Below are 22,544 nucleotides of genomic sequence, written 5' to 3'. Positions count from 1 at the left end.
CTTGCCCTCCCGCGCGACCCCTCGATGGCGCCGCAAGTGGGACGATGAGTCTCGTGGCGTATTTCGACGCGGCTTCGAGCGAGCCGCTCCACCCTCAGGCGCGCGAGGCGCTGCTGGCGGCGATCGACGTCGGCTGGGCCGACCCCGCGAGACTGTACAACCAGGCCCGCCGCGCGCACCTGCTGCTCGAGCAGGCCCGCACGGAGGTGGCCGAGGCACTCGGCGCCCGCCCGGACGAGGTGTCGTTCACCTCGTCGGGCACGCAGGCCGTGCATCTCGGCGTGCTCGGCACCCTACACGGGAGGCGCAGGGCCGGGCGCCACCTGGTCACGAGCGCGGTCGAGCACTCCAGCGTGCTGCACGCCGCCGGCGTGCACGAACGCGACGGCGGCACGGTCGAGGCGGTCGGAGTCGATCTGACGGGCCGGGTCGACCTCGACCGCTTCGCCGAGGCGGTCTCGCGGCCCGGCACCGCGCTGGCCTGCCTGCAGACCGCCAACCACGAGGTCGGCACGGCGCAGCCGGTGGCCGAGGCCGCCGCGGCGTGCCGCGCCCACGGCGTCCCGCTGCTGGTGGACGCGGCCCAGACGGCGGGCAGGATGCCGGTTCCGCCCGGCTGGTCGGTGCTGGCCGCCAGCGCCCACAAGTGGGGCGGCCCGGCCGGGGTGGGCGTGCTGGCGGTCCGCAAGGGCACCCGGTTCCGCTCGTTCCTGCCGGAGGACGAGCGGGAGCGGCGGCGGGTGCCGGGCTTCGAGAACGTCCCGGGCATCGTCGCGGCGGCGGCCGCGCTGCGCGCGATGGCCGCGGAGGCGGCGCAGGAGCAGGCGCGGCTGTCGGAGCTCGTCGGCCGGATCAGGGAGCGGGTACCGAAGCTCGTCCCGGACGTGGAGGTCATCGGCGACCCGGTCGAGCGGGCGCCCCACATCGTGACCTTCTCGTGCCTGTACGTCGACGGCGAGGCCCTCCTGACCGAGCTCGACAAGGCCGGTTTCGCCGTTTCGTCAGGAAGCTCCTGCACCGCTAGTACGCTTCGTCCATCGCACGTCCTCGAAGCGATGGGCGTGCTGACGCATGGCAACGTCCGGGTGTCGCTGCCCAGGGGCACGTCAGCGGCCGAGGTCGACAGGTTCCTCGCCGTGCTGCCCGACCTGGTGCGCCGCATCCGGCAGGACGCGGGAGTCGCATGACCGAGGTTACCCAGCCGGCTCTGACGATCGACGCGCTCGGGAAGAAGTGCCCGATCCCGATCATCATGCTCGCCGAGCAGATCAACTACGTCCCGCTCAACGCCGTCGTGGCCGTGCTGGCCGACGATCCGGCGGCGTTCACGGACGTGCCGGCGTGGTGCAGGCTGAAGTCGCACCGGCACGTGGGCTCGTACGAGCGGCCCGAGGGCGGCTGGGCGATCCACGTGAGGCGCAACTACTGACCGTTGCCGGAGTGGGTAGGTGGCCCCCGTACGAAGTCACCGACTTTCGGGGGAAAACCCATGACCAGCGGACATCCGCACGACACCGCCCGCGACCTGATGAGTCCGGGAGCGGAGTGCATCGGGACGCACGAGACGCTCGACCGGGCGGCGCAGATGATGCGTAACAGCAGCGTGGGGTCGCTGCCCGTGTGCGGGCCCGACGAGCGCGTGAAGGGCATCATCACCGACCGCGACATCGTGATCAAGTGCATCGCGGCGGGGCACGACCCGTCGAAGGTGACGGCGGGCGAGCTGGCCGGCGGGCTCGTCTTCGTCACCCCGGACTCGAGCGTCGACGAGGCGCTCACCAAGATGGAGGAGAACCAGATCAAGCGGCTGCCGGTGCTCGAGAGCGACCGCGTCGTCGGCATGATCAGCGAGTCGGACCTGGCCAAGCACCTGCCGGACGCCCAGCTCGCCGAGTTCATGCACCACGTCTACGCCCGGGACTGAGCACCGGCCGGGGCCGCTGCGCCGCGCACGACGACACAGCGGCCCTTTCGCATGTCTAGGGGTGGTAGCAGCGGACGTGCTCGGCGATCTCCGCGGCGGCGCTCGTGCCGTAGGCGGCGCCGAACCGGTCGAGGAAGCCCTGCTGGCCGAGCTCGTACTCCTGGCCGCCGACGCGCTCCAGCACGTGGGTCGCGGTCAGGTTGCCGATCTGCCCGCAGCGCTCCAGCGGCAGCCCCCACGCCAGCCCCGCCAGGAACCCGGCGCGGAAGGCGTCGCCGACGCCGGTCGGGTCGGCCTTGCCCCGCTCGGGAGCGGGCGCGACGGCGATGGACGGCTCGCCCCTGCGGTCGATGACGGCGCCCTTGGGGCCGAGCGTGGTGACCCGGACGCCGACGCGGTGCAGGATCTCCTCGTCGGACCAGCCGGTCTTCTGCTCGATGAGCCCCTTCTCGTAGTCGTTGGAGAACAGGTAGGCGGCGCCGTCGACGAGGTCGCGGATCTGCTCGTCCTTCATGCGCGCGAGCTGCTGGGAGATGTCGGCGGCGAACGGGATGCCGCGCTGGCGGCACTCGTCGGTGTGGCGCAGCATCGCGTCGGGGTCGTTGGGGCTGATCAGCACGAGCTCCAGGCCGCCCAACCGGTCGGCGACGGGCTGCAGCTCGATCAGCCGCGCCTCGGCCATGGCGCCGGTGTAGAAGGAGGCGATCTGGTTGTGGTGCTCGTCGGTGGTGCACAGGAAACGAGCGGTGTGCTGGGTCTCCGAGATGTGCACGGAGTCACAGTCGACGCCGTGGCGCTCCAGCCACGACCGGTAGTCGGCGAAGTCGTTGCCGACGGCTCCCACGAGGATCGGCCGCAGGCCGAGGCAGGCCATGCCGAACGCGATGTTCGCGGCGCAGCCACCGCGACGGATCTGAAGGTCGTCGACCAGGAACGAGAGTGACACCCTGTCGAGCTGCTCGGCGATCAACTGATCGCCGAAACTGCCCGGGAACGTCATCAGGTGGTCTGTCGCGATGGAGCCGGTGACGGCGATGCGCACGGGATTCTTCTTCCTCGTTGTCAGCAGGCCTTATGAGCCCCACGAGAATACGCGAAGGTCCCGCCCGCACAAAGGCGAACGGGACCGTGCGACCACCGGCTGTTTCCGGCTAGTTGAACGAGTCGCCACAGGCGCACGAGCCCGTGGCGTTGGGGTTGTCGATCGTGAAGCCCTGCTTCTCGATGGTGTCGACGAAGTCGATGCTGGCGCCCATCAGGTAGGGAGCGCTCATGCGGTCGGTGACCACGCTGACGCCCCCGAAGTCCGACACCACGTCGCCGTCCATCGAGCGGTCGTCGAAGAAGAGCTGGTAGCGCAGGCCGGAGCAACCACCCGGCTGCACGGCGACCCGCAGCTGCAGGCCTTCCTCGCCCTGCTGCTCCAGCAGGCTCTTGACCTTGGCGGCGGCCGCGTCGGTCAGGATCAGGCCCTGCGTCGTGGTCTCGCTGCTCTCAACCGTCATCTGCTGACTCCCTAACCCGGCTGTCTGTTTCCGACGTCCTACTAATGACGCTACCAACACCTGGCCCATGCCACACATTCCCGGGACGGCCACCCCCTGAACACGTGGGTTCGTCCATGTGCCATGATGAGTATCGTCAATTAGACGATAAGGGGGTGTGGCCATGGCCACCCAGACTGGGCTGCCGCTCTTCGTCCTCGGCCGGGGCGCCGATCCGCACAGCGAGAAAGGGGTCGAGTGCCCGGGCGAGCTGCCGCCCGCCTCCGACCCCGGCCTCGTGGAACGGGCCCGCAAGGCGAAGGAGGCGCTCGGCGACCGGCTGTTCGTGCTGGGGCACCACTACCAACGCGACGAGGTCATCCAGTTCGCCGACGTGACGGGGGACTCGTTCAAGCTCGCCCGGCAGGCGGCGGCGCGGCCCGAGGCCGAGTACATCGTCTTCTGCGGCGTGCACTTCATGGCGGAGTCGGCCGACATCCTGACCTCCGACCAGCAGAAAGTGATCCTTCCGGACATGGCGGCCGGGTGCTCCATGGCGGACATGGCCACGTTCGACCAGGTCGAGGAGTGCTGGGAGGCCCTGGAGGACGCCGGCCTGGCCGACCAGGTGATCCCGGTCACGTACATGAACTCCAGCGCCGACATCAAGGCCTTCTGCGGCAGGAACGGCGGTGCCGTCTGCACCTCCTCCAACGCCCGCCGAGCCCTGGACTGGGCGTTCTCGCGCGGCGAGAAGGTGCTCTTCCTGCCCGACCAGCACCTGGGCCGCAACACCGCGGTGCTGGAGATGGGCATGTCCTTGGAGGACTGCGTCGTCTGGAACCCGCACCGCCCCAACGGCGGCCTCACCCGGGAGCAGCTGGAGGGTGCCAGGATGATCCTGTGGCGCGGCCACTGCTCGGTGCACGGCCGCTTCACGGCGGACTCGGTCGACGACGTACGCGCCCGCATCCCGGGCGTGAACGTGCTGGTCCATCCGGAGTGCCGTCACGAGGTCGTGCTCAAGGCCGATCACGTGGGTTCGACCGAGCACATCATCAAGACGCTGGAGGCCGCACCGGCGGGGTCCAGCTGGGCCATCGGCACCGAGCTCAACCTGGTCAAGCGCCTGGCCCAGCAGTTCCCCGACAAGAGCATCTCGTTCCTGGACCGGACGGTGTGCTACTGCTCCACCATGAACCGGATCGACCTGCCGCACCTGGTGTGGGCGCTGGAGTCGCTGGTGCTGGGCGAGGTCGTCAACCAGATCACGGTGGACGAGGACACCGCCCACTGGGCGCGGGTGGCCCTGGACCGCATGCTCGCCCTCCCCTGACCGCCGGGCCCCGGCACCGCCCTTTTACCCACGGCGCGGGACGCCGTGTTCCGCGCCGAGAACGCCCCTCGCCACCACGCCCAGGAGGCGGGGCTGGTGAGAGGGCGGCGTCAGGTGCGGGGGCGCGGCCACGAGGCCGAGGGGTGGACTGGCTGCGGGTTCCACCGTTTGGAGAGCCCGGCCGGGCGACGAGCCCGACTTCGCGACAGACCCGCCCATGCGGCCCCGCCGATCGACGGGCGAGCCGACCGCATGGGCGAGCCGATCACATGGGCGGGCCCATCGCATGGGCGGGTCGGGCGGGTGGCGCGGTGGTGGCTTGGGGGCCTCGGACCGCGGGTGGGTGTCAGCGGAAGGCCGCGACGTTGCGCCCGGCCCAGGCGGCGAACGGGCGGGGTGCCCGGCCGAGCACGCGTTCCACGTCCGGGCTGACCCGTACCTCCGCCTCGTTCGGCTCCCCCAGGATGGCCAGCGTGGTGTCCGCCACCGGCTCCGGCATGAACGCCAGCATCTCGGCGCGCGCCTCCTCCCGGCTCTGCTCCACGAACGTGACCTTCTCCCCCAGCGCCTCGCCGATGATCTCGGCGCGCCGCCGCGGCGTCACCGTCTCCGGGCCGGTGAGCTCGTAGATCCGCCCGTCGTGCCCCGGCTCGCGCAGCACGGTGGCGGCGACCTCGGCGATGTCGTCGGGGTCGATGACCGGCAGCCCGACGTCACCGAACGGCGCGGCGACCGTGCGGCGGGCGCGGATCGACCCGGCCCACGCGAAGGTGTTGGACGCGAACCCGCCCGGCCGCAGGATCGTCCATCGCACCCCCGAGTCGGTGAGCGCGCGTTCGAGCTCGGCTCCCCACCGGCCGTGGGACGGGCTGTCCGGGCGGGTCACCACGCCCTGCGACGACAGCAGCACCACCCGTCCTGGCCCGCGCAGCCCGGCGACGATCTCTTTGGGCTCCGTGGCGAACAGGTCGCCGCCCGTGAGCAGGAACAGCGCGTCGGCCTCCGCCAGGACCGGGCGCAGGTCCCCAGGGGCGGACAGGTCCCCGGGGCCGGACGCTCCGGCGGGGTCCGCCAGGCCGACCGGGTCCGACAGGCCGCCAGGGTCCGGCAGGCCGGCAGGGTCCGACAGGTCGGCGGCGACGGCGCGGACGCCCGGCGGCACGTCGGCACCGGTGATGCGCCGCGACACGGCCGTGACCTCCTCTCCTGCCTCGGCCAGCAGCCGGACCAGGGTCCGGCCGACGTTCCCGGTGGCTCCCGTGACAACGATCACGATGAAGATCTCCTCTAGTTAGTTAGTCGGCTGACTCACAACCGACGAGGCCAGACCCTAGCACGGTTCCGCCGATATAGTTAGTCAGGTGACTGACTCAACGCGCTCGCGAGCCGGGACGGCCGCCGCCAAGCGGCGGCGCCTCATGGCCGCCGCCGCCCAGGTCGTGCACCGGCAGGGGGCGGAACGCACCACCATCGCCGACATCGCGCGGGCCGCCGACGTGCCGGTGGGCAACGTGTACTACTACTTCAAGACCAAGGACGAGCTGGTCAAGGCCGCTCTCGCCGAGCACGCCCACCAGCTGGAGCTCCTCACCGGCGAGCTCGACCGCCTCGGCGACCCGCGGGAGCGGCTCAAGCGCCTGGTGGAGACCTGGGTGAGCCAGCGCGACGTCGCGGTCCGCTACGGCTGCCCCACCGGCACGCTCGCCTCCGAGCTGGACAAGCGCGACGAGGGCGGCCTGGACGAGGAGGCCGGACGGGTCATCCGGCTGCTGGTCGACTGGGTGGCTGGCCAGTTCGCGCAGCTCGGGCAGCCCGACCCCGAGGGGCTCGCCCTGACGCTGGTGGGCGCCTACCAGGGCATGTCCCTGCTGGCCAACGCCCTTCGCGACCCCACCGTCATGACCCGCCAGGGCGAGCGCCTGCTCGGGTGGCTCGGCTCCCTGCCCGATCCCCTCGCGACGGATGGTCCGCCGGCAGGTGATTCCCCGCCGGGCGAAGGTCGCTGACGAAGCAGAAGAAGGTCCCTGACGAAGCAGCACACCGTACTTCGTGAGGTCGGGCGCGCTCTTCGTGAAACCGGCGGCCCGAGATAACGGACTCCGCCCCTTTTCGGCGCCGCCGCGCCCCGCCCGGGACACCATGACCTCGTCGGCGTCCCGGAAGGAGCGATCATGAAAGGTCCGTCGAGAGGGGAATCACTGGGCGGTGCCGTGCCGGCGGCGACGCTCGCGGCCTCCCCCGCACACCCCACCGCGCGCACAGGCCCGGTCACCGTGTACCCGGACGACCCCCGCTACCAGGAGCTCACGGTGGGCTACAACCAGCGCTGGGTCGGCGCGCCCGACTACGTGCGGGTGGTCAGCTCGACCGCGCAGGTCGTGGCCGCCGTGCAGGAGGCGGTGGACGCCGGCAAGCGGATCTCCGTGGTCTCCGGCGGCCACTGCCTGGCCCCGTTCGTGTTCAACCCCGACGTGGAGGTCGTCATCGACCTGTCAGGGCTGGACGGGGTGTCCTTCGACCCCCGCCGCCACGCGTTCGCGGTGGAGGGCGGCGCCCGGTTGTCGGGCGTCTACGACACGCTGTTCAAGAAGTGGGGCGTGACGATCCCCGGCGGGATGTGCCCCACGGTCGGGATCGGCGGCCACGCGTCGGGCGGCGGGTACGGCTTCCTGTCCCGGCAGTTCGGCGCCGTGGTCGACCACCTGGCGGCGGTCGAGGTGGTCGTCGTGGACGGTTCCGGCACCGCCCGCGCCGTGACGGCCTCGCGTGACGCGGACGATCCGCACCACGACCTCTGGTGGGCGTGCGCGGGCGGAGGTGGCGGCACCTTCGGCGTCGTCACGAAGTTCTGGTTCCGCACGCCGGGGGCGAACGGCCCCGACCCGGCCCGCCTGCTGGTCAGGCCGCCCAAGGACGTGCTCCTCAGCGCCGTCGGGATCCCGTGGAGCGCGCTGGACGAGAAGGCGTTCACCACCCTGGTCACGAACTGGGGCTCCTGGTACGAGCAGCACGCCGCGCCCGGCTCGCCCGCGAGGATCCTGTCGGGCGTCGCATCGCTGGCCCACCGCTCCAGCGGGGCCGTCTTCCTGCTGACCCAGGCCGACGCCGGCGCCCCGGGCGCGGAGCGGATCCTCGGCGACTACCTGGGCGCCCTGACCGCCGGGCTCGGCGTCGAGGACGTGGTGGCGGCCCAGCCGGCGCGCAGGCTCCCGTGGCTGCGCGCGGTCAAGCTGATCGCGGCCAGCATCCCGTCGTTCGTCAACCCGACGCTGCGCGGCGCGTCCAAGTCGGCCTACCTGCGGCGCTCGTACACCGGCGAGCAGGCGGGCGCGATGTACGACGCGCTCACCCGTCCCGGCTTCGCCAACCCGGCGGCGGCGGTGACGCTCGCCGGGTTCAGCGGCGGCGCGATCAACGCCGTCCCGGCCGCGCGGACCGCGCTGGCGCACCGCGACGCCGCGTTCTGGACGCTGTTCGAGACCCAGTGGGGCGACCCGGCCGACGACGCGGTCAACATCGGCTGGCTGCGCGATCTGTACGGCTCGGTGTGGGCGGCCACCGGCGGCTACCCGGTGCCCGGCGAGCAGGCCGACGGCTGCTACGTCAACAACCCCGACCCGGACATCACCGACCCGGCGTTCAACCGCTCGGGCGTGCCCTGGCAGACGCTGTACCACAAGGGCAACTACCCCCGGCTCCAGCAGGTCAAGGCGGCCTACGACCCCCGGGACGTCTTCCGGCACGCCCAGTCGGTGCGGCTGCCGTAGCGGCACCTGGCGAAGTGCCCCGCCGTACTTGACTTTGTCAGCGCGACCCGGCCGCCCCCGCTTCTCGCCGCGGATCCCCGCTCCTAGCGTCGAACGCACCGAGTGACGGAGGAGAACACCGTGATCCATCAACTCATCTTCGCCGCGCCCAAGCCCGGAATGACGGAGGAGGAGTTCCAGCAGTACTGGCTGAACGTGCACGCCGTCCGGTACGCCGCCAAGATCCCGCAGATCCGGAAATACCTCATCGACACCAGGATCCCGTTCCGGCCGGACGAGGGCGAGCCGCTGTGGAGCGGCGTCGCGGAGATCTGGCTGCGCGACGAGCGCGAGCAGCTGGAGTCGCTGCAGACGCCGGAGTTCCTGGACGGCGCCCGGGCCGACGAGCCGCGCTGGGCGGCGTTCTGGCGCACGGTCGTGCTCGACACCGACGCGCACGAGCTGGTGGCGGGCCCCGAGCTTGCCCCGCCGCCGGGTGTCAAGCTCATCGTGCTGGTCAAGCGGCGGGAAGGGCTGCGGCTGGCCGACTTCAGGAGCGCGAGCCTCGGCGCCCACGCCGACCTGGTCGGCCAGGTGCCGGGCGTGCGCCGGTACCTGCAGTGCCACGTCAGGGACGGCGCGTACGCCATAGGCGAGGCCGTGCTCGACGCCGCCCACCTGCTCTGGTTCGACGACGCGGACGCGCTGGCGGCGGCGCTCGGCTCGCCCGAGTACGCCAAGGTCGAGGCGGACCTGGAGGCGCTGGCCGAGCCGCGGTACGTGCACCGCATGGCCGTCACCGAGCACTGGGTCATCGGGCCGGAGAGCCGCTGATGTCCGCCGAGGTCTACGACGCCGAGAGTTACGACACCGAGGGTTACGACTACGTCATCGCGGGCGGCGGCGCGGCCGGGGCGGTCGTCGCGGCCCGGCTGGTCGAGCGGACGAGCGCGCGGGTGCTGCTGCTGGAGGCGGGCGGCGAGGCCGGCCTGCCCGCGATCCGCCAGACCGGCATCCCCGGCATGGCCGCGCTCTGGGGTGACCCCGCCGTCACCTGGCCGTACGTCACGGTCCCGCAGGCCGGGCTGGCCGGGCGGACGGTCCCGCTGCCGCAGGGCAGGGTGCTGGGCGGCGGCAGCTCGATCAACGCCATGCTGTACGTCCGGGGCAACCGCCGCGACTACGACGGCTGGGCCGCCCAGGGCAACGACGGCTGGTCGTACGACGAGGTCCTGCCCTGCTTCAGGCGGGCCGAGGACTACGGCGACGGCGCGGGCCCGCACCACGGGACGGGCGGGCCGATGACGGTGTCCCGGCTGTCGGCGATGTCCGAGGTGTCGCGCGCCTTCCTCCGGGCCGCCACCGAGCTGGGCTTCCCCGGCGGCGAGGACTGGGACTACAACGGCGCCGTCCAGGAGGGGGCGTTCGCCTACCAGTCCACCCGGACGAAGGACGAGCAGCGCTCCAGCACGGCGTTCTCCTACCTCGACCCCCTGCGCGGCCATCCCCGGCTCACGGTCCTGACCGGCGCGACCGCCACCCGCGTGCTGCTGGACGGCACGGTGGCCACGGGCGTGGAGTACGTGCGCGACGGCGCCGTCCACCGCGCGGAGGCGAGCACCGAGGTGATCGTCTCCTGCGGCGCGCTGGCCTCGCCCAAGCTGCTGATGCTGTCCGGGATCGGCCCGGCCGCGGCGCTGCGCGAGCACGGGCTCGCGGTGGCCGCCGACCTGCCGGGCGTCGGCGCGAACCTGCACGACCACCTCATTCTCGGCGTGGCCTACGCCGCCCGGTCCGAGCTGCCGCTGCCGGAGCTGCTGGCGGAGGTCGGGCTGTTCCCGCCCGGCGACCCCGACCTGCAGCTGCTGTTCGGCCCCGTGCAGTTCGTGGCCGACGAGTACCGCGTGGACGGGCCGGTCTTCACCTTCGCCCCCGTGCTGGCCCGGCCGCGCAGCCGGGGAACGCTCGCCCTGCGCTCGGCGGACCCGGCCGACGCGCCCCTCGTCGATCCCCGCTACCTGGCGGAGCCGGCCGACCTGGCGGCGCTCGTCCGCGGGATCGAGCTGTGCAGGGAGCTGGCGCACACCGCCGCGCTCTGCTCGTTCCACGACCGCGAGAGCGCGCCGGGCCGCGGGACCGACCTGGCCGCCTACGTGCGCGCCACGGCGACCACCGTGTGGCATCCCGTGGGCACCTGCCGCATGGGCCGCGACCAGGGGGCGGTGGTCGACCCGGCGCTGCGCGTGCGCGGGATCGACCGGCTGCGGGTCGCCGACGCCTCGATCATGCCGTCCATCCCCGCAGGCAACACCGCCGCCGCCACCGTCATGATCGGGGAGCGGGCGGCCGACCTGCTCACCTGAAGGAGCAGCCGTGAACGCAAGCGTGTCAGGCAGTTACAGGTACGTCGTCGTCGGCGCGGGCGCGGCCGGATCGGTGGTCGCGGCCCGGCTCAGCGAGGACCCCGACGCCTCCGTGCTCCTGCTGGAGGCCGGCGACCCCGCGATCAGCGACACGCTCGCCGACGCGGTCGAGACGCCGTGGCGGTGGAACGAGGTGCTGCTGACCGAGCTGGACTGGGCGTACATGAGCGAGCCCCAGCCGGGGCTGGACGGCACCCGGGTCTACTCGGCCGCCGGCCGCGGCCTGGGCGGCACGTCGAACATCTACCACATGATGCACACCAGGGGCCGCCCGCAGGACTACGACGACTGGGCCTACCACGGGTGCCCCGGCTGGTCGTACGCCGACGTGCTGCCCTGGCTGCAGCGGCTGGAGGACCAGCACGACGGGCACAACCCGACGGCCGGCAAGGACGGCCCGATGGCCGTGGCCGACGCGGGCGACACGGGCAACCCGGTGTCCCAGACGTTCATCGACGCCTGCGCCGAGCTCGGCCACCCGCGCCTGGACGACTTCAACGCGGGCCTGTTCGGCGCGGGCTGGCACCACGTCAACATCAGGGACGGGCGGCGCGGCGGCGCCCGCGAGGCCTACCTCGACCCCGCGCTCGCCCGGCCGAACCTCACCGTGCTGACCGGGGCGCCGGCGGCCCGGCTGCTGTTCGAGGGGAGCCGCTGCACCGGGGTGGAGTACCTGCGCGCGGGCCGCGCGTACACGGCGCGGGCCGAGGCCGAGGTCGTGGTGTGCGCGGGAGCCATCCAGTCGCCCAAGCTGCTGCTGCTGTCGGGGCTGGGCCCGGCCGCCGACCTGGCCGGGCTCGGCATCCACGTGGTGGCCGACCTGCCGGGGGTCGGGGCCAACTTCCACGACCACCCGCTGGTGATCGGGCCGATCGGCTACCTCGCCGAGCCCGGCGCCGACCCCCGAGGCAACGTGACCGAGGTCGCGCTGTTCTGCGGGTCGCAGGACGGGCTGCCCGTGCCCGACCTGGAGGTCGCGCTGGTGCACCGCGCGCCGTTCGGCGAGAAGTTCTTCGCCAACGTGGTGCGCCGCGCGCAGACCGGCCGGCCGATCGCGCCGGTGCGGGAACTGGTGGACCCGCACGTGGTCCTCAGCCTGACCGGCCTGCTCGGGCCGGTTTCCCGGGGATGGGTACGCCTGGCGTCCACCGACCCCACGGCGTACCCGAGGATCAACGCCAACTACTTCGGCGACCCCGTCGACTTGGAGCGCACGGTCACCGCCGTGGAGATCGCCAGGGACATCTACCGCACCAAGGCGTTCACCGGCACGTGGGGGCTGTCCGAGGTCGCCCCCGGGCCGGAGGTGAGCGGCCGCGGCGACCTGCGCGCCTGGGTGAAGGCCAACACCGGGTCGTACTACCACTTCGCCGGCTCCTGCCGGATGGGCGGCGACGAGTCGGCCGTGGTCGATCCACGGCTGCGGGTGCGCGGCGTCGAAGGGCTGCGGGTGGCCGACGCCTCCGTCATGCCCACGCTGGTCAACGCGCACCCGCACGCCACGGTCGTGATGATCGGCGAGCGGGCGGCGGAGCTCGTCCGGACCGGTACGTAGCGCCCGGAAGCCGCCCCGGGAACCGGCCCCGGGAAGCAGCGTCGAAAGTAGAAGCGAGAGTGCCAGTACAACCTCGTCCTGTCACCCGGCCCCGAACATTTCAATAATGGCCAGAAAGGCGAGCCATTTGATTTCTAGGGGTTGGTCATATGGCCATCTACGCAGGTTTGGATTCGCGGGAGATCTGGCTCTCTCCTTTCTGCGCGGATCTGTTCTCCTCGTTCCTCCGTTCGGACCAGCGCCGATGGGGCGAGGTGTACGTCCAGGGCCTGGTCTCGGTGCCCGGCCGCAAGTCGATCCGCCGGATCTCCACCCAGGTGGTGGGGCGGCCCGTCGACCAGTGCCTCCAGCAGTTCATCAACCAGAGCCCGTGGGACTGGACGCCCGTACGGCAGCGCCTGGCCCAGCTGCTCGTCGAGGCGATCCGGCCGAAGGCGTGGGTGCTGGAGGAGGTGGTGTTCCCGAAGAACGGCACCAAGTCGGTGGGCGTGGCGCGGCAGTTCGTCCGCTCCGCGGGGCGGCTGGTCAACTGCCAGCTCGGCCTGGCCGTCGTCATGGTGGGGGACGACGGCGGGTGCCCGGTCAACTGGCGGCTGCTGCTGCCCCGCACGTGGGACGACGACGACGGGCTGCGTAACAGGACCCGCGTGCCCGCCCACGAGCACAGCCGCCCGCACTGGCGGCATCTGCTCCAGGCCGTGGACGAGATGGTGGCCGACTGGGGGCTGCCGCCGGCGCCGATCGTGGTGGACGGCCGGGCGATGCCCGGGGTGGAGCCGCTGATCGCGGGGCTCGCCGAGCGCGGGCTGCCCTACCTCGTACGGGTCTCCCCCGGCACGATGCCGGCCCTGCCGGCCGCCAACTTCGGGCTGAACCCGCGCGCGGTGCCCGAGCAGGCCAGGCCCCGCCTGCACGTCCTGCAGGCGGCCCAGCCCGGCCAGCAGAACGGGCAGGCGCCGCAGAACGGGCAGGGCCACCGGTGGTACCCGCGCTCCGGCGCGCGGGCGATGTGGCTGACCGACCTGGGCCGCCACCGGGTGCCCGACCTGGCGGGGCTGGTCAGGCTGCGCAACCGGGCGGCGTCCGTGCTGGCCTCGGTCGCCACCGAGTCGGGGCTGCAGCACTTCGAGGGCCGCTCCTTCCAGGGCTGGCACCACCACGTCACGCTGGTGTCCGTGGCGCACGCCTACCGGCTCCTGCGCGGCCTGGAGGGACGGGAGGCCGAGAGGCCGAACATGGCGGAGAATCTGTGCCTGCGCCCGCCCGGCTGAGGGGCACGGCGTCGAGGGAGAGGGAGGGGCCGTGCCTGCGCCCGCCTGGCTGAGGGACCGGATCGCGCGGATCGAGCTGTTCGCCGAGCTGTCACGCGAGCAGCTGGACTGGCTCGCGGGCACCGGCGCGGTCAGGGAGCTCGCCGACGGGGAGGTGCTGTTCGTCGAGGGCGCGCCGGCCGACGCCTTCTACGTCCTGCTCGACGGCGAGATCGTGGTCACGAAGGTGGTCGGCGGGCGCGACCAGGTGCTGGCCCGGCACGTCGGCGACACGCTGGAGCACCAGTTCGTCGGCGAGCTGCCGCTGCTCACCAGCGACGAGTACCTCGCCACCGCGCTGGCCGTGGGCCCGGCCCGGGTCGTCGCTTACGGCAAGGACGCCTTCTTCGACCTGCTGGAACGCTGCCCGCAGGTGTGCCGGGTGCTCCTGCCCGTGCTGGCCCGGCGCATCAACGCCATGGAGCGCCAGGCGGGCCGCAGCCGCATGCTGGAGGGGCTCGGCATGCTGGCGGCCGGCCTGACCCACGAGCTGAACAACCCGGCGGCGGCCGCGCTGCGGGCGGCGAGGGAGCTGCGCGTGCTCGGGCCCCGGCTGGCGGCCGCCGCGACCGCGTGGGGCCGTACGGGCGAGGAGGCCGAGCTGCGGCTCGTGGAGCGCTTCCAGGCCGGGCTCGCCCCGCGGAGCGCGCCGGACCCGCTGGCCGAGGCCGAGGCGGCCGACGACATCGCCGACTGGCTGGCGGAGCACGGCCTCGACGGGACAGGAGACCTCGACGGGGCAGGAGACAGGACCCATCTGCTCGACGATCTGGGTGACGACCTGGCGGAGCACGGGGTGGACCGCGCGGCGCTGGACGAACTGGCCGCCGGGCTGCGGCCGGACGCCCTCGCGGCGGCCCTGGCGTACCTGGCTCCGGCGCTGCGGGCCAGGGCGCTCGCGGGCGACGCCGCCGAGGCCGCCGAGCGGGTGGTGGAGCTGGTACGGCGCACGTCGGCCTACACGAACCTGGACCGCGCACCCCAGCGGGAGGCCGACCTGCGCGAGGGGCTGGACGCCACGCTGGCCCTCATGGCGCCCAGGCTGCGCGACATCCGCGTGCGCCGCGAGTACGGCGGCGTCCCCGACCTCCAGGCCTTCCCCAGCGAGCTCAACCAGGTCTGGACCAACCTCATCGGCAACGCCGTGGACGCCATGGGCGGCACGGGCGAGCTGACGATCAGCACCAGGCGCGAGGGCGGCCACGCCGTGGTGGAGATCCGCGACAACGGCCCCGGCATCCCCGACGAGGTGCTGCCCATGGTGTTCCAGCCGTTCTTCACCACGAAGGACCTCGGCAAGGGCACCGGTCTCGGGTTGCACGTCAGCATGGACATCGTGGCGCGGCGGCACGGCGGCTCGATGGAGGTCGACTCCCGGCCGGGCGACACGCGGTTCGTGGTGCGGCTGCCGCTGGACCAGCCCTCCCCCTGACGGCCATTTCGCCGCCTATTTCGCGACGTGCCGGGAAACCTGACGAAGTGCCGGTGAATTTCATGGACTTGACGGAATGGCTCCGCCGGACTTGTCCGTGAATACCGCTCATTGTTTGAATCCACGCATGACGCGCACCATTCTTATTATTCTCTCCGAGTACGGATATTGGGGAGAGGAGCTGATCGGCCCGCTGGCCGCCTTCGACCGGCAGGGCTACCGGAGCGTGTTCGCCACCCCGACCGGCAAGCGGGCGCGGGCGCTGCCGCCCAGCCTCGACCCGGGGTACGTCGATCCGCCGCTCGGCCGCTCGGTCACGACGCCGGAGGTGGCCGTGGCCGCCAGGCAGGTGGACGAGTCGAACCGGCTGGACTCCCCCGTCAGCCTGGCGGAGTGGATCCCGGAGCGCCCCTACAACAGCGCGGACGGATATCTCAGGAAGGTCGAGGCCTACTACCGGGAGCTCGGCCGGCTGGACCGCGACGTCGAGGAGTACGACGCCCTGGTCCTCGTCGGCGGCAGCGGCCCGATCGTGGACCTCGCCAACAACGGGCGGGTGCACGACCTGATCCTCGCCTTCGTCCGGGCCGACAAGCCGGTGCTGGCCGAGTGCTACGGCATCGCCTGCCTGGCCTTCGCCCGCGACTGGGAGGACCGGGCCAGCATCCTGCGGGGCAAGCACGTGACGGGCCACTGCAAGGAGTACGACTACAAGGACGGCACCGGCTTCCTCGGCGTCGACTTCAACATGGGGCCGCCGCCGTACCCGCTGGAGTACATCCTGCGCGACGCCACCGCGCCCGACGGCCGCTACCACGGCAACGTGGGCAAGGAGACGTCGGTGATCGTGGACTACCCGTTCGTGACCGGCCGCTCGACCCCCGACTCCTACCTGTCCGGGGAGAAGCTGGTCGAGGTGCTCGAGTCCGGCCTGCGGCGTTACGGCTGGTGACCATGGCCGCCCGCCCCGCCAAGAAGGCGATCTTCGAGCAGTTCGCGGCCGACGGCATCTCGGTGATGTTCGGCAACCCGGGCACCGTGGAGCAGGGGTTCCTGGACGTCCTGGAGGAGACGCCGGGCTTCAGGTACGTGCTGGGCCTGCAGGAGTCCGCGGTGCTCGGCATCGCGGACGGGTACGCCCGCGCCACCGCCGGTCCGGCGCTGGTCCAGCTGCACAGCGGGGTCGGCCTCGGCAACGGGGTCGGCCTGCTCTACCAGGCCATGCGCGGCCACTCGCCGCTGGTGGTGATCGCCGGCGAGGCCGGGGTGCGGTACGAGGCGCTGGACGGCCAGATGGCGGTGGACCTGGTGGCCATGGCGCGGCCGGTGACCAAGTACGCGACCCGGGTGACCCATCCGGGCTCGGTGCTGCGGGTGCTGCGCCGCGCGGTCAAGGCCGCCATGACGCCGCCGCGCGGGCCGGCCTTCGTGGCGCTGCCCATGGACGTGCTCGACGAGCTCACCGCCGAGCCCGCCGTGCCGAGCACGATCCCGAGCCGGGCCACGGTGCCGGTGGCCGGCGAGCTGGAGCGGGCCGCGGCCGTGCTGCGCGCCGCCCGCCGGCCCGTGGTGCTGGCCGGCGACGGGGTGGCGGTGTCCGGCGCGCAGGAGGAGCTGGCCCGGGTGGCCGAGGCGCTCGGCGCCCCGGTCTGGACGGTGAACTCCTCCGAGGTGACCATCGACACCACCCACCCGCTGCACCGGGGCGACCTCGGGCACATGTTCGGCGAGCACAGCGCCGCCGCGCTGGCCGGGGCCGACGCCGTGCTGGTGGTCGGGACGTACCTCTTCCCCGAGGTGTTCCCGCTGCTGGACAGCCCCTTCGAGGAAGGCACGAAGATCGTCCACATCGACCTGGACGACTACGAGATCGCCAAGAACCTCCCCGCCGACGTGGCGCTCGTCGCCGACCCCCGGCCGACGCTGGCGGCGCTGGCCGGCCTGCTCGGCCCCGCCCGCCCCGCACCGGCGCGGGAGAGCGCCGAGCCGTACGGCGAGACGATGGCGGACCTGTTCGCCGGCGAGCTGGCCGCCAGGGCGCCGGCCGGGCTGGTGGTCTTCGACGAGGCCCTGACCGCCTCGCCGGCCCTGCTCAGGCGGCTCCCGCCGCGCCGGCCCGGCACGTACTTCCAGACCAGGGGCGGCTCGCTCGGCGTCGGCATCCCCGGCGCGATCGGGATCAAGCTGGCCCGCCCCGAGGCCGAGGTGGTGGCCTTCACCGGCGACGGCGGCAGCATGTACACCATCCAGGCCCTGTGGACCGCCGTCAGGTACGGGGTCGCCGCCCGGTTCGTGATCTGCGACAACCGCCGCTACCAGCTGCTCGACGACAACCTCGAACAGTACTGGCGCGAGCGCGGCATCGAGGCCCATCCGCATCCCGAGGGCTTCGACCTGTCCCACCCCCGGATCGACTTCGTGAAGCTGGCCGCGGGCCTGGGAGTCCCCGGCGTCAAGGTGAGCAAGCCCGCCCAGGTGGCGGCCGCGGTGGAGCGGATGCTGGCGGCGCCGGGGCCGTTCCTCGTCGATCTGATTACCACCTGAGAGCTGATTACCACCTGAGAGGTACTGAGAGGTCAGAGTGCGTGAGAAGCGATTGGCCGGGCGCACCGTCGCGATCCTGATGGAGAGCGACTTCGTCGAGCAGGAGCTGCACTACTACCAGCGGCGTTTCACCGAGGAGGGGGCGCGGGTCGAGTTCCTCACGAGGCTGTGGGGACAGGACTCGCTGACCTTCCACGGCCACGAGTACAAGGAACCGTTCACCGTGACCGGCGACCTGGAGAGCGCCGACCTGAGCGCGATCGACGTGCTCATCGTGCCGTCCGGCATGGTGTCGGACCGGTTGCGCTACAGCGAGGACGTCCACGAGCTCGCCCCCGCCGTACGGCTGCTGAAGGAGGCCTTCGGCGACCCGCGGATCATCAAGGGCGTCATCTGCCACGGCCTCTGGCTGGCCGCGCCCATCGCCGAGGTGGTCAAGGGCCGCCGGGTGACCTGCCACAACAACCTGGTCGGGGACGTGCACAACATGGGCGCGCTCTACACCGACCAGGACGTCGTGGTGGACCGGGACCTGGTGACCGGACGCACCGCGGAGCACTGCGCCGCCTTCGCCCGCATGATCATCGATCTGGTGGCCGCCGGGCGGCCGGCCGAGACCGTCTACCGGCCCGACTTCACCTTCTCCGACCTGGTGGCCGGGTACGTCACCGGGTTCGAGCGAGGCGAGATCAGCCTGCGGACCAACGACGGCCGGCCGGTGCGGGTGCGCCTGACCTCGACCACCTCCGCCGAGTTCGCGCGCAACCTGTCGGAGCCGTACCTCGACGCCTCGGCGCACCTGGAGCAGCTGCTCACGCCGGGCAACTACGTGTTCGTCAAGGGCATCTTCTACTACGAGAACGGCTCGTACACGGTCGAGGCCAAGGCGCTGACCTTCCTGGGCAGGCAGCCGGGCCAGTACGCCTTCGAGCAGCCCGACTGGTGGGTGAAGCAGATCCACGAGCTGGGCCGCTTCTACCGCAGGGCGCAGTTCGGTGACGACGGGCCGATCGACTACGCCGCGTACCGGACGATGCTGCGGCTGGGCGGCGAGAAGGCCGACCAGCACGTGCAGGAGACCGACACGATCTCGCGGATGGTCTACGGCATGTCCTCGGCGTACATGCTGACCGGCGACGAGGACTTCCTGGAGGTGGCCGAGCAGGGCGCCGCCTACCTGCGCCGGCACATGCGCTTCGTCGACCGCGACGAGGACGTCGTCTACTGGTACCACGGCATCGACGTGCGCGACGGGGGCGAGCGCAAGCTGTTCACCTCGGAGTTCGGCGACGACTACGACGCGATCCCGATGTACGAGCAGATCTACGCCCTGGCCGGCCCCACCCAGCTCTACCGGCTGACCGGGGACCCGCGCATCCTGTCGGACATCGAGGGCACCCTGCGGCTGTTCGCCAAGTTCTTCCACGACCCGGAGCGGGGCGGCTACTTCTCGCACATCGACCCGATCCTGCTCAGCCCGCACCACGAGGCGCTGGGCCCCAACCGGTCGAGGAAGAACTGGAACTCCGTCGGCGACCACGCACCCGCCTACCTCATCAACCTGTTCCTGGCCACCGGCGACGAGCGGCACGCCGCGATGCTGGAGGAGACGTTCGACCTCATCGTCCGGCACATGCCCAGGAAGGACAGCCCGTACGTCCAGGAGCGCTTCCACGCGGACTGGACGCCGGACACCACCTGGCACTGGCAGCAGGACCGGGCGGTCGTCGGGCACAACCTCAAGATCGCCTGGAACCTCATGCGGATGATGTCCATCCGTCCCAAGGACCGCTACCGGGCGCTGGCGACCGAGATCGGCGAGAAGATGCCGGCGCTCGGCAGCGACCCGCAGCGCGGCGGCTGGTACGACGTCGTCGAGCGCAGGCTCGCGCCCGGCCAGCACGTCCACCGGTTCGTCTGGCACGACAGGAAGGCCTGGTGGCAGCAGGAGCAGGCGATCCTCGCCTACCAGATCCTGGCCGGGCTCGGCGGCGGGGAGGAGTTCCTGCGCAGGGCGCGGGAGTCGGCGGCCTTCTACAGCGCCTTCTTCCTCGACCACGACGAGGGCGGCATCTACTTCAACGTGCTCGCCGACGGCCACCCGTACCTGCTCGGCACCGAGCGGTTCAAGGGCAGCCACTCCATGAGCATGTGCCACGCGGCCGAGCTGTGCTTCCTCGCGACCGTCTACCAGCGGCTGCTGCTCGACAGGGAACCGCTGACCCTGTGGTTCCGGCCGCGGCCCGACGGGTTCGCCGACCGGGTGCTGCGGGTCGCGCCCGACGCGCTGCCGCCGGGGCGGGTGCGGCTGGCGTGGGTGGAGCTGGACGGCTCGCCGTACCAGCTGTTCGACGCCGAGGCGATGACGGTGAAGCTGCCCGACTCCGCCTCGCCGGTGACCGTACGCGCCCACCTCGCGCCGGTGGAGGACTGAGGTGACCATGCGACTGCGGAAGGAGCTGCGCGGCGGGGTCACCGTCATCAGCCTGGACGGCCGGCTGGACAGCGAGACCGCGCCGGGCGTGCAGCAGGATTTGCAGGGCCTCTTCCCCGAGGACGGCCTGGTCGTGCTGGACCTGTCCGAGACCAGGTACATGTCCAGCGCCGGGCTGCGCGTGCTGCTGCTGGTCTACCGGCAGGCGCAGCGCGGCGAGGTCCGCCTGGCGCTGACCGGGCTGGCCCCCGACGTGCGCGCGATCATGGAGGCGACGGGGTTCCTCGGCTTCTTCACCGTGGTGGAGTCGGTCGAGGAAGGGGTGGAGGCGTTGACCGTATGACGATCCTGGAGCCGATCGACGCCTACCCCACGCGGCGGATCGCCGGCTATCCGGTGCGCGCGGGGCGGTCGCTGCCGTTCGGCGCCACCCGGGTGCCCGGGGGCGTGAACTTCTCGGTCTACTCCAACCACGCCACGTCGGTGACGCTCGTGCTCTACCGGGAGGGGGAGGCCGAGCCGATGGCCGAGCTGCCCTTCCCGGAGTCGTTCCGGGTGGGCAGCGTGCACGCGATGACCGTGTTCGGCCTCGACGTGGAGCGCCTGGAGTACGGCTACCGCGTGGACGGCCCGCGCCTGCCCTGGCAGGGGCACCGCTTCGACCCGGACGCCGTGCTCAGCGACCCGTACGCCAGGATGCTGACCGGCCACGGCCCGTACCGGCACCGCTCGCGGGTCGCGCTGGACGACTTCGACTGGGAGGAGGACCGCGCGCCGCACCTGCCGCACGAGGACCTGGTGATCTACGAGCTGCACGTGCGCGGGTTCACCAGGCACCCGTCCTCGGGGGTCTCGGCGCCCGGCACGTACGCGGGGCTCGTGGAGAAGATCCCGTACCTGCGGGAGCTGGGGGTCAACTGCGTCGAGCTGATGCCGGTGTCGGAGTTCGACGAGACGGACAACGTGTTCACCGGCGTCAACTACTGGGGCTACAGCCCGGTCGGGTTCTTCGCCCCCAAGGCGTCCTACGCGGCCACCGGGCGCGAGCACATGCAGGTCGACGAGTTCAAGCACCTGGTCAAGGAGCTGCACAAGGCGGGCATCGAGGTGCTGCTCGACGTGGTGTTCAACCACACCGCCGAAGGCGACGAGCGCGGGCCGTCGATCAGCTTCAAGGGGCTGGACAACGCCACCTACTACATGCTCACCCCCGACGGGCACTACTACAACTTCAGCGGCACCGGCAACACGCTCAACTGCAACCATCCGGTGGTCCGCGGGTTCGTGCTCGACTGCCTGCGCTACTGGGCCGCAGAGTGCCACGTCGACGGGTTCAGGTTCGACCTGGCCGCGATACTCGGGCGCGGGGCCGACGGCGGGCCGCTGCACAACCCGCCGCTGCTGGAGTCGCTGGCCTACGACCCGATCCTGCGCGACCGCAAGCTGATCGCGGAGGCGTGGGACGCGGCCGGGCTCTACCAGGTGGGCAGCTTCCCCCACTACAGCCGCTGGTCGGAGTGGAACGGCCGCTACCGCGACACCGTGCGCCGCCACCTCAAGGGCGACCTCGGCGTCACCGGCGAGCTGGCCACGCGCATGGTCGGCTCGCCCGACATGTACAGCCGCAGGGGCACGGCCGCCACGGTCAACTTCGTCACCTCGCACGACGGGTTCACGCTGCGGGACCTGGTCTCGTACGACCACAAGCACAACGAGGCCAACGGCGAGGGCAACCGGGACGGCGACGACAACGGCAACTCCTGGAACTGCGGGCAGGAGGGCGAGACGGACGACCCGGCGGTGCTGGCCCTGCGCGCCCGGCAGCAGCGCAACGCGCTGCTGATCCTGCTGGCCAGCCGGGGCGTGCCGATGCTGCTGGCCGGCGACGAGATCGGGCGCACGCAGCTCGGCAACAACAACGCCTACTGCCACGACGGCCCGCTGACCTGGCTCGACTGGCGGCTGCGGGAGGAGAACGCCGACCTGTTCCGCTTCACCCGGCGCGCCATCGCCTTCCGCCGGGCGCACCCCGTGCTGCGGGGCGGCTCGCCCGGCTCGGTCCACTGGCACGGCGTGCGCGCCTGGTCGCCGGACTGGTCGGCGCACTCGCGCGTGCTGGCCGCGACGTTCGACGGCGGCGGGGACGACTGCGTGTACGTCGCCACCAACTCCCACTGGGAGTCGCACACGCTCGAACTGCCCGAACCGCCGCGCGGGCAGACCTGGCACCTGTTCGCCGACACCGCCGCCGCCCCGCCGATGGACGCCTTCGAGCCGGGCTCGGAGCCGCCGCTCGCCAACCAGTCACAACTGACCGTCGGCCCACGAAGCGTCGCGATCCTGGTCACGCATTGAC

At 72.0% G+C, this 22,544-nt stretch carries 19 protein-coding genes; 16 read left to right on the top strand and 3 right to left on the bottom strand.

Features of this window, described 5'->3' with window-relative positions:
• Positions 1–44: 44 nt before the first annotated feature.
• Genes FH608_RS25055 through FH608_RS25045 form a run of 3 tightly spaced genes read left to right on the top strand, consistent with a single transcriptional unit; the run spans position 45 to position 1,924 of the window.
• The gene (locus tag FH608_RS25055; protein WP_226899859.1) at positions 45–1,187 is read left to right on the top strand and encodes a cysteine desulfurase family protein; all 1,143 of its coding nucleotides are present in this window, start codon (positions 45–47) and stop codon (positions 1,185–1,187) included.
• Entirely contained in the window at positions 1,184–1,429 is a 246-nt protein-coding gene (locus FH608_RS25050; RefSeq protein ID WP_139633031.1) for a sulfurtransferase TusA family protein, read from the top strand. Before FH608_RS25055 ends, FH608_RS25050 begins: the two co-directional genes overlap by 4 nt.
• A gap of 60 nt (positions 1,430–1,489) precedes the next feature.
• A complete protein-coding gene (locus FH608_RS25045; protein ID WP_139633030.1) occupies positions 1,490–1,924 on the top strand; it encodes a CBS domain-containing protein in 435 nt (144 codons plus the stop codon).
• Between the two features lie 55 nt (positions 1,925–1,979).
• Here the strand turns inward: FH608_RS25045 and FH608_RS25040 are convergent, their stop codons facing one another.
• Positions 1,980–2,966, bottom strand: coding sequence for a carbohydrate kinase family protein (locus tag FH608_RS25040; RefSeq protein WP_139633029.1), 987 nt, complete (start codon positions 2,964–2,966; stop codon positions 1,980–1,982).
• Positions 2,967–3,075: 109 nt separating this feature from the next.
• On the bottom strand, positions 3,076–3,429 hold the full coding sequence (gene erpA, locus FH608_RS25035) for an iron-sulfur cluster insertion protein ErpA (protein WP_090930529.1): 354 nt from the start codon (positions 3,427–3,429) through the stop codon (positions 3,076–3,078).
• A gap of 163 nt (positions 3,430–3,592) precedes the next feature.
• Here erpA and nadA point away from each other — a divergent pair, with 163 nt between their 5' ends.
• Entirely contained in the window at positions 3,593–4,744 is a 1,152-nt protein-coding gene (gene nadA, locus FH608_RS25030) for a quinolinate synthase NadA (protein WP_139633028.1), read from the top strand.
• Positions 4,745–5,090: 346 nt separating this feature from the next.
• Here the strand turns inward: nadA and FH608_RS25025 are convergent, their stop codons facing one another.
• Positions 5,091–6,017 (bottom strand): NAD(P)H-binding protein, encoded by a 927-nt coding sequence (locus tag FH608_RS25025; protein ID WP_139633027.1) that lies wholly within the window; start codon positions 6,015–6,017, stop codon positions 5,091–5,093.
• Positions 6,018–6,105: 88 nt separating this feature from the next.
• Between FH608_RS25025 and FH608_RS25020 the strand changes: the two genes are divergently transcribed.
• The 12 genes from FH608_RS25020 to FH608_RS24965 all read left to right on the top strand — a co-directional run bounded on the left by FH608_RS25020 (position 6,106) and on the right by FH608_RS24965 (position 22,543).
• Positions 6,106–6,750, top strand: a complete 645-nt coding sequence (locus FH608_RS25020; RefSeq protein ID WP_226899858.1) for a TetR/AcrR family transcriptional regulator — start codon at positions 6,106–6,108, stop codon at positions 6,748–6,750.
• Between the two features lie 165 nt (positions 6,751–6,915).
• Positions 6,916–8,511, top strand: coding sequence for an FAD-binding oxidoreductase (locus FH608_RS25015; RefSeq protein ID WP_139633026.1), 1,596 nt, complete (start codon positions 6,916–6,918; stop codon positions 8,509–8,511).
• Positions 8,512–8,631: 120 nt separating this feature from the next.
• Positions 8,632–9,324 carry an EthD domain-containing protein gene (locus FH608_RS25010; RefSeq protein ID WP_139633025.1) on the top strand — a complete coding sequence of 231 codons (693 nt, stop codon included), beginning with the start codon at positions 8,632–8,634 and terminating at the stop codon, positions 9,322–9,324.
• Positions 9,324–10,853 carry a GMC family oxidoreductase gene (locus tag FH608_RS25005; protein ID WP_139633024.1) on the top strand — a complete coding sequence of 510 codons (1,530 nt, stop codon included), beginning with the start codon at positions 9,324–9,326 and terminating at the stop codon, positions 10,851–10,853. Before FH608_RS25010 ends, FH608_RS25005 begins: the two co-directional genes overlap by 1 nt.
• 10 nt (positions 10,854–10,863) lie before the next feature.
• Positions 10,864–12,468 carry a GMC family oxidoreductase gene (locus FH608_RS25000; RefSeq protein WP_226899857.1) on the top strand — a complete coding sequence of 535 codons (1,605 nt, stop codon included), beginning with the start codon at positions 10,864–10,866 and terminating at the stop codon, positions 12,466–12,468.
• Positions 12,469–12,617: 149 nt separating this feature from the next.
• Entirely contained in the window at positions 12,618–13,739 is a 1,122-nt protein-coding gene (locus tag FH608_RS24995; protein ID WP_226899856.1) for an IS701 family transposase, read from the top strand.
• 31 nt (positions 13,740–13,770) lie between these two features.
• Positions 13,771–15,210, top strand: coding sequence for an ATP-binding protein (locus FH608_RS24990; protein WP_139633023.1), 1,440 nt, complete (start codon positions 13,771–13,773; stop codon positions 15,208–15,210).
• A gap of 127 nt (positions 15,211–15,337) precedes the next feature.
• Positions 15,338–16,162, top strand: coding sequence for a type 1 glutamine amidotransferase domain-containing protein (locus FH608_RS24985; RefSeq protein ID WP_139633022.1), 825 nt, complete (start codon positions 15,338–15,340; stop codon positions 16,160–16,162).
• A 2-nt stretch (positions 16,163–16,164) separates the two neighbouring features.
• The gene (locus FH608_RS24980) at positions 16,165–17,754 is read left to right on the top strand and encodes a thiamine pyrophosphate-binding protein (RefSeq protein ID WP_139633021.1); all 1,590 of its coding nucleotides are present in this window, start codon (positions 16,165–16,167) and stop codon (positions 17,752–17,754) included.
• 37 nt (positions 17,755–17,791) lie between these two features.
• Positions 17,792–20,188: an AGE family epimerase/isomerase gene (locus tag FH608_RS24975; RefSeq protein ID WP_226899855.1), complete on the top strand. Its 2,397-nt coding sequence runs from the start codon at positions 17,792–17,794 to the stop codon at positions 20,186–20,188.
• Positions 20,189–20,195: 7 nt separating this feature from the next.
• On the top strand, positions 20,196–20,531 hold the full coding sequence (locus FH608_RS24970; RefSeq protein ID WP_139633174.1) for an STAS domain-containing protein: 336 nt from the start codon (positions 20,196–20,198) through the stop codon (positions 20,529–20,531).
• The gene (locus tag FH608_RS24965; RefSeq protein ID WP_226899854.1) at positions 20,528–22,543 is read left to right on the top strand and encodes a glycogen debranching protein; all 2,016 of its coding nucleotides are present in this window, start codon (positions 20,528–20,530) and stop codon (positions 22,541–22,543) included. Before FH608_RS24970 ends, FH608_RS24965 begins: the two co-directional genes overlap by 4 nt.
• The last annotated feature ends 1 nt before the right edge of the window (position 22,544 follow it).

The sequence above is a fragment of the Nonomuraea phyllanthi genome (genome assembly GCF_006334985.2).
In the GTDB taxonomy this organism is placed as follows: Bacteria; Actinomycetota; Actinomycetes; order Streptosporangiales; family Streptosporangiaceae; genus Nonomuraea; species Nonomuraea phyllanthi.
Note: the sequence above shows the minus strand (reverse complement) of the source record. Positions and strands in the feature narration are given on the sequence as shown.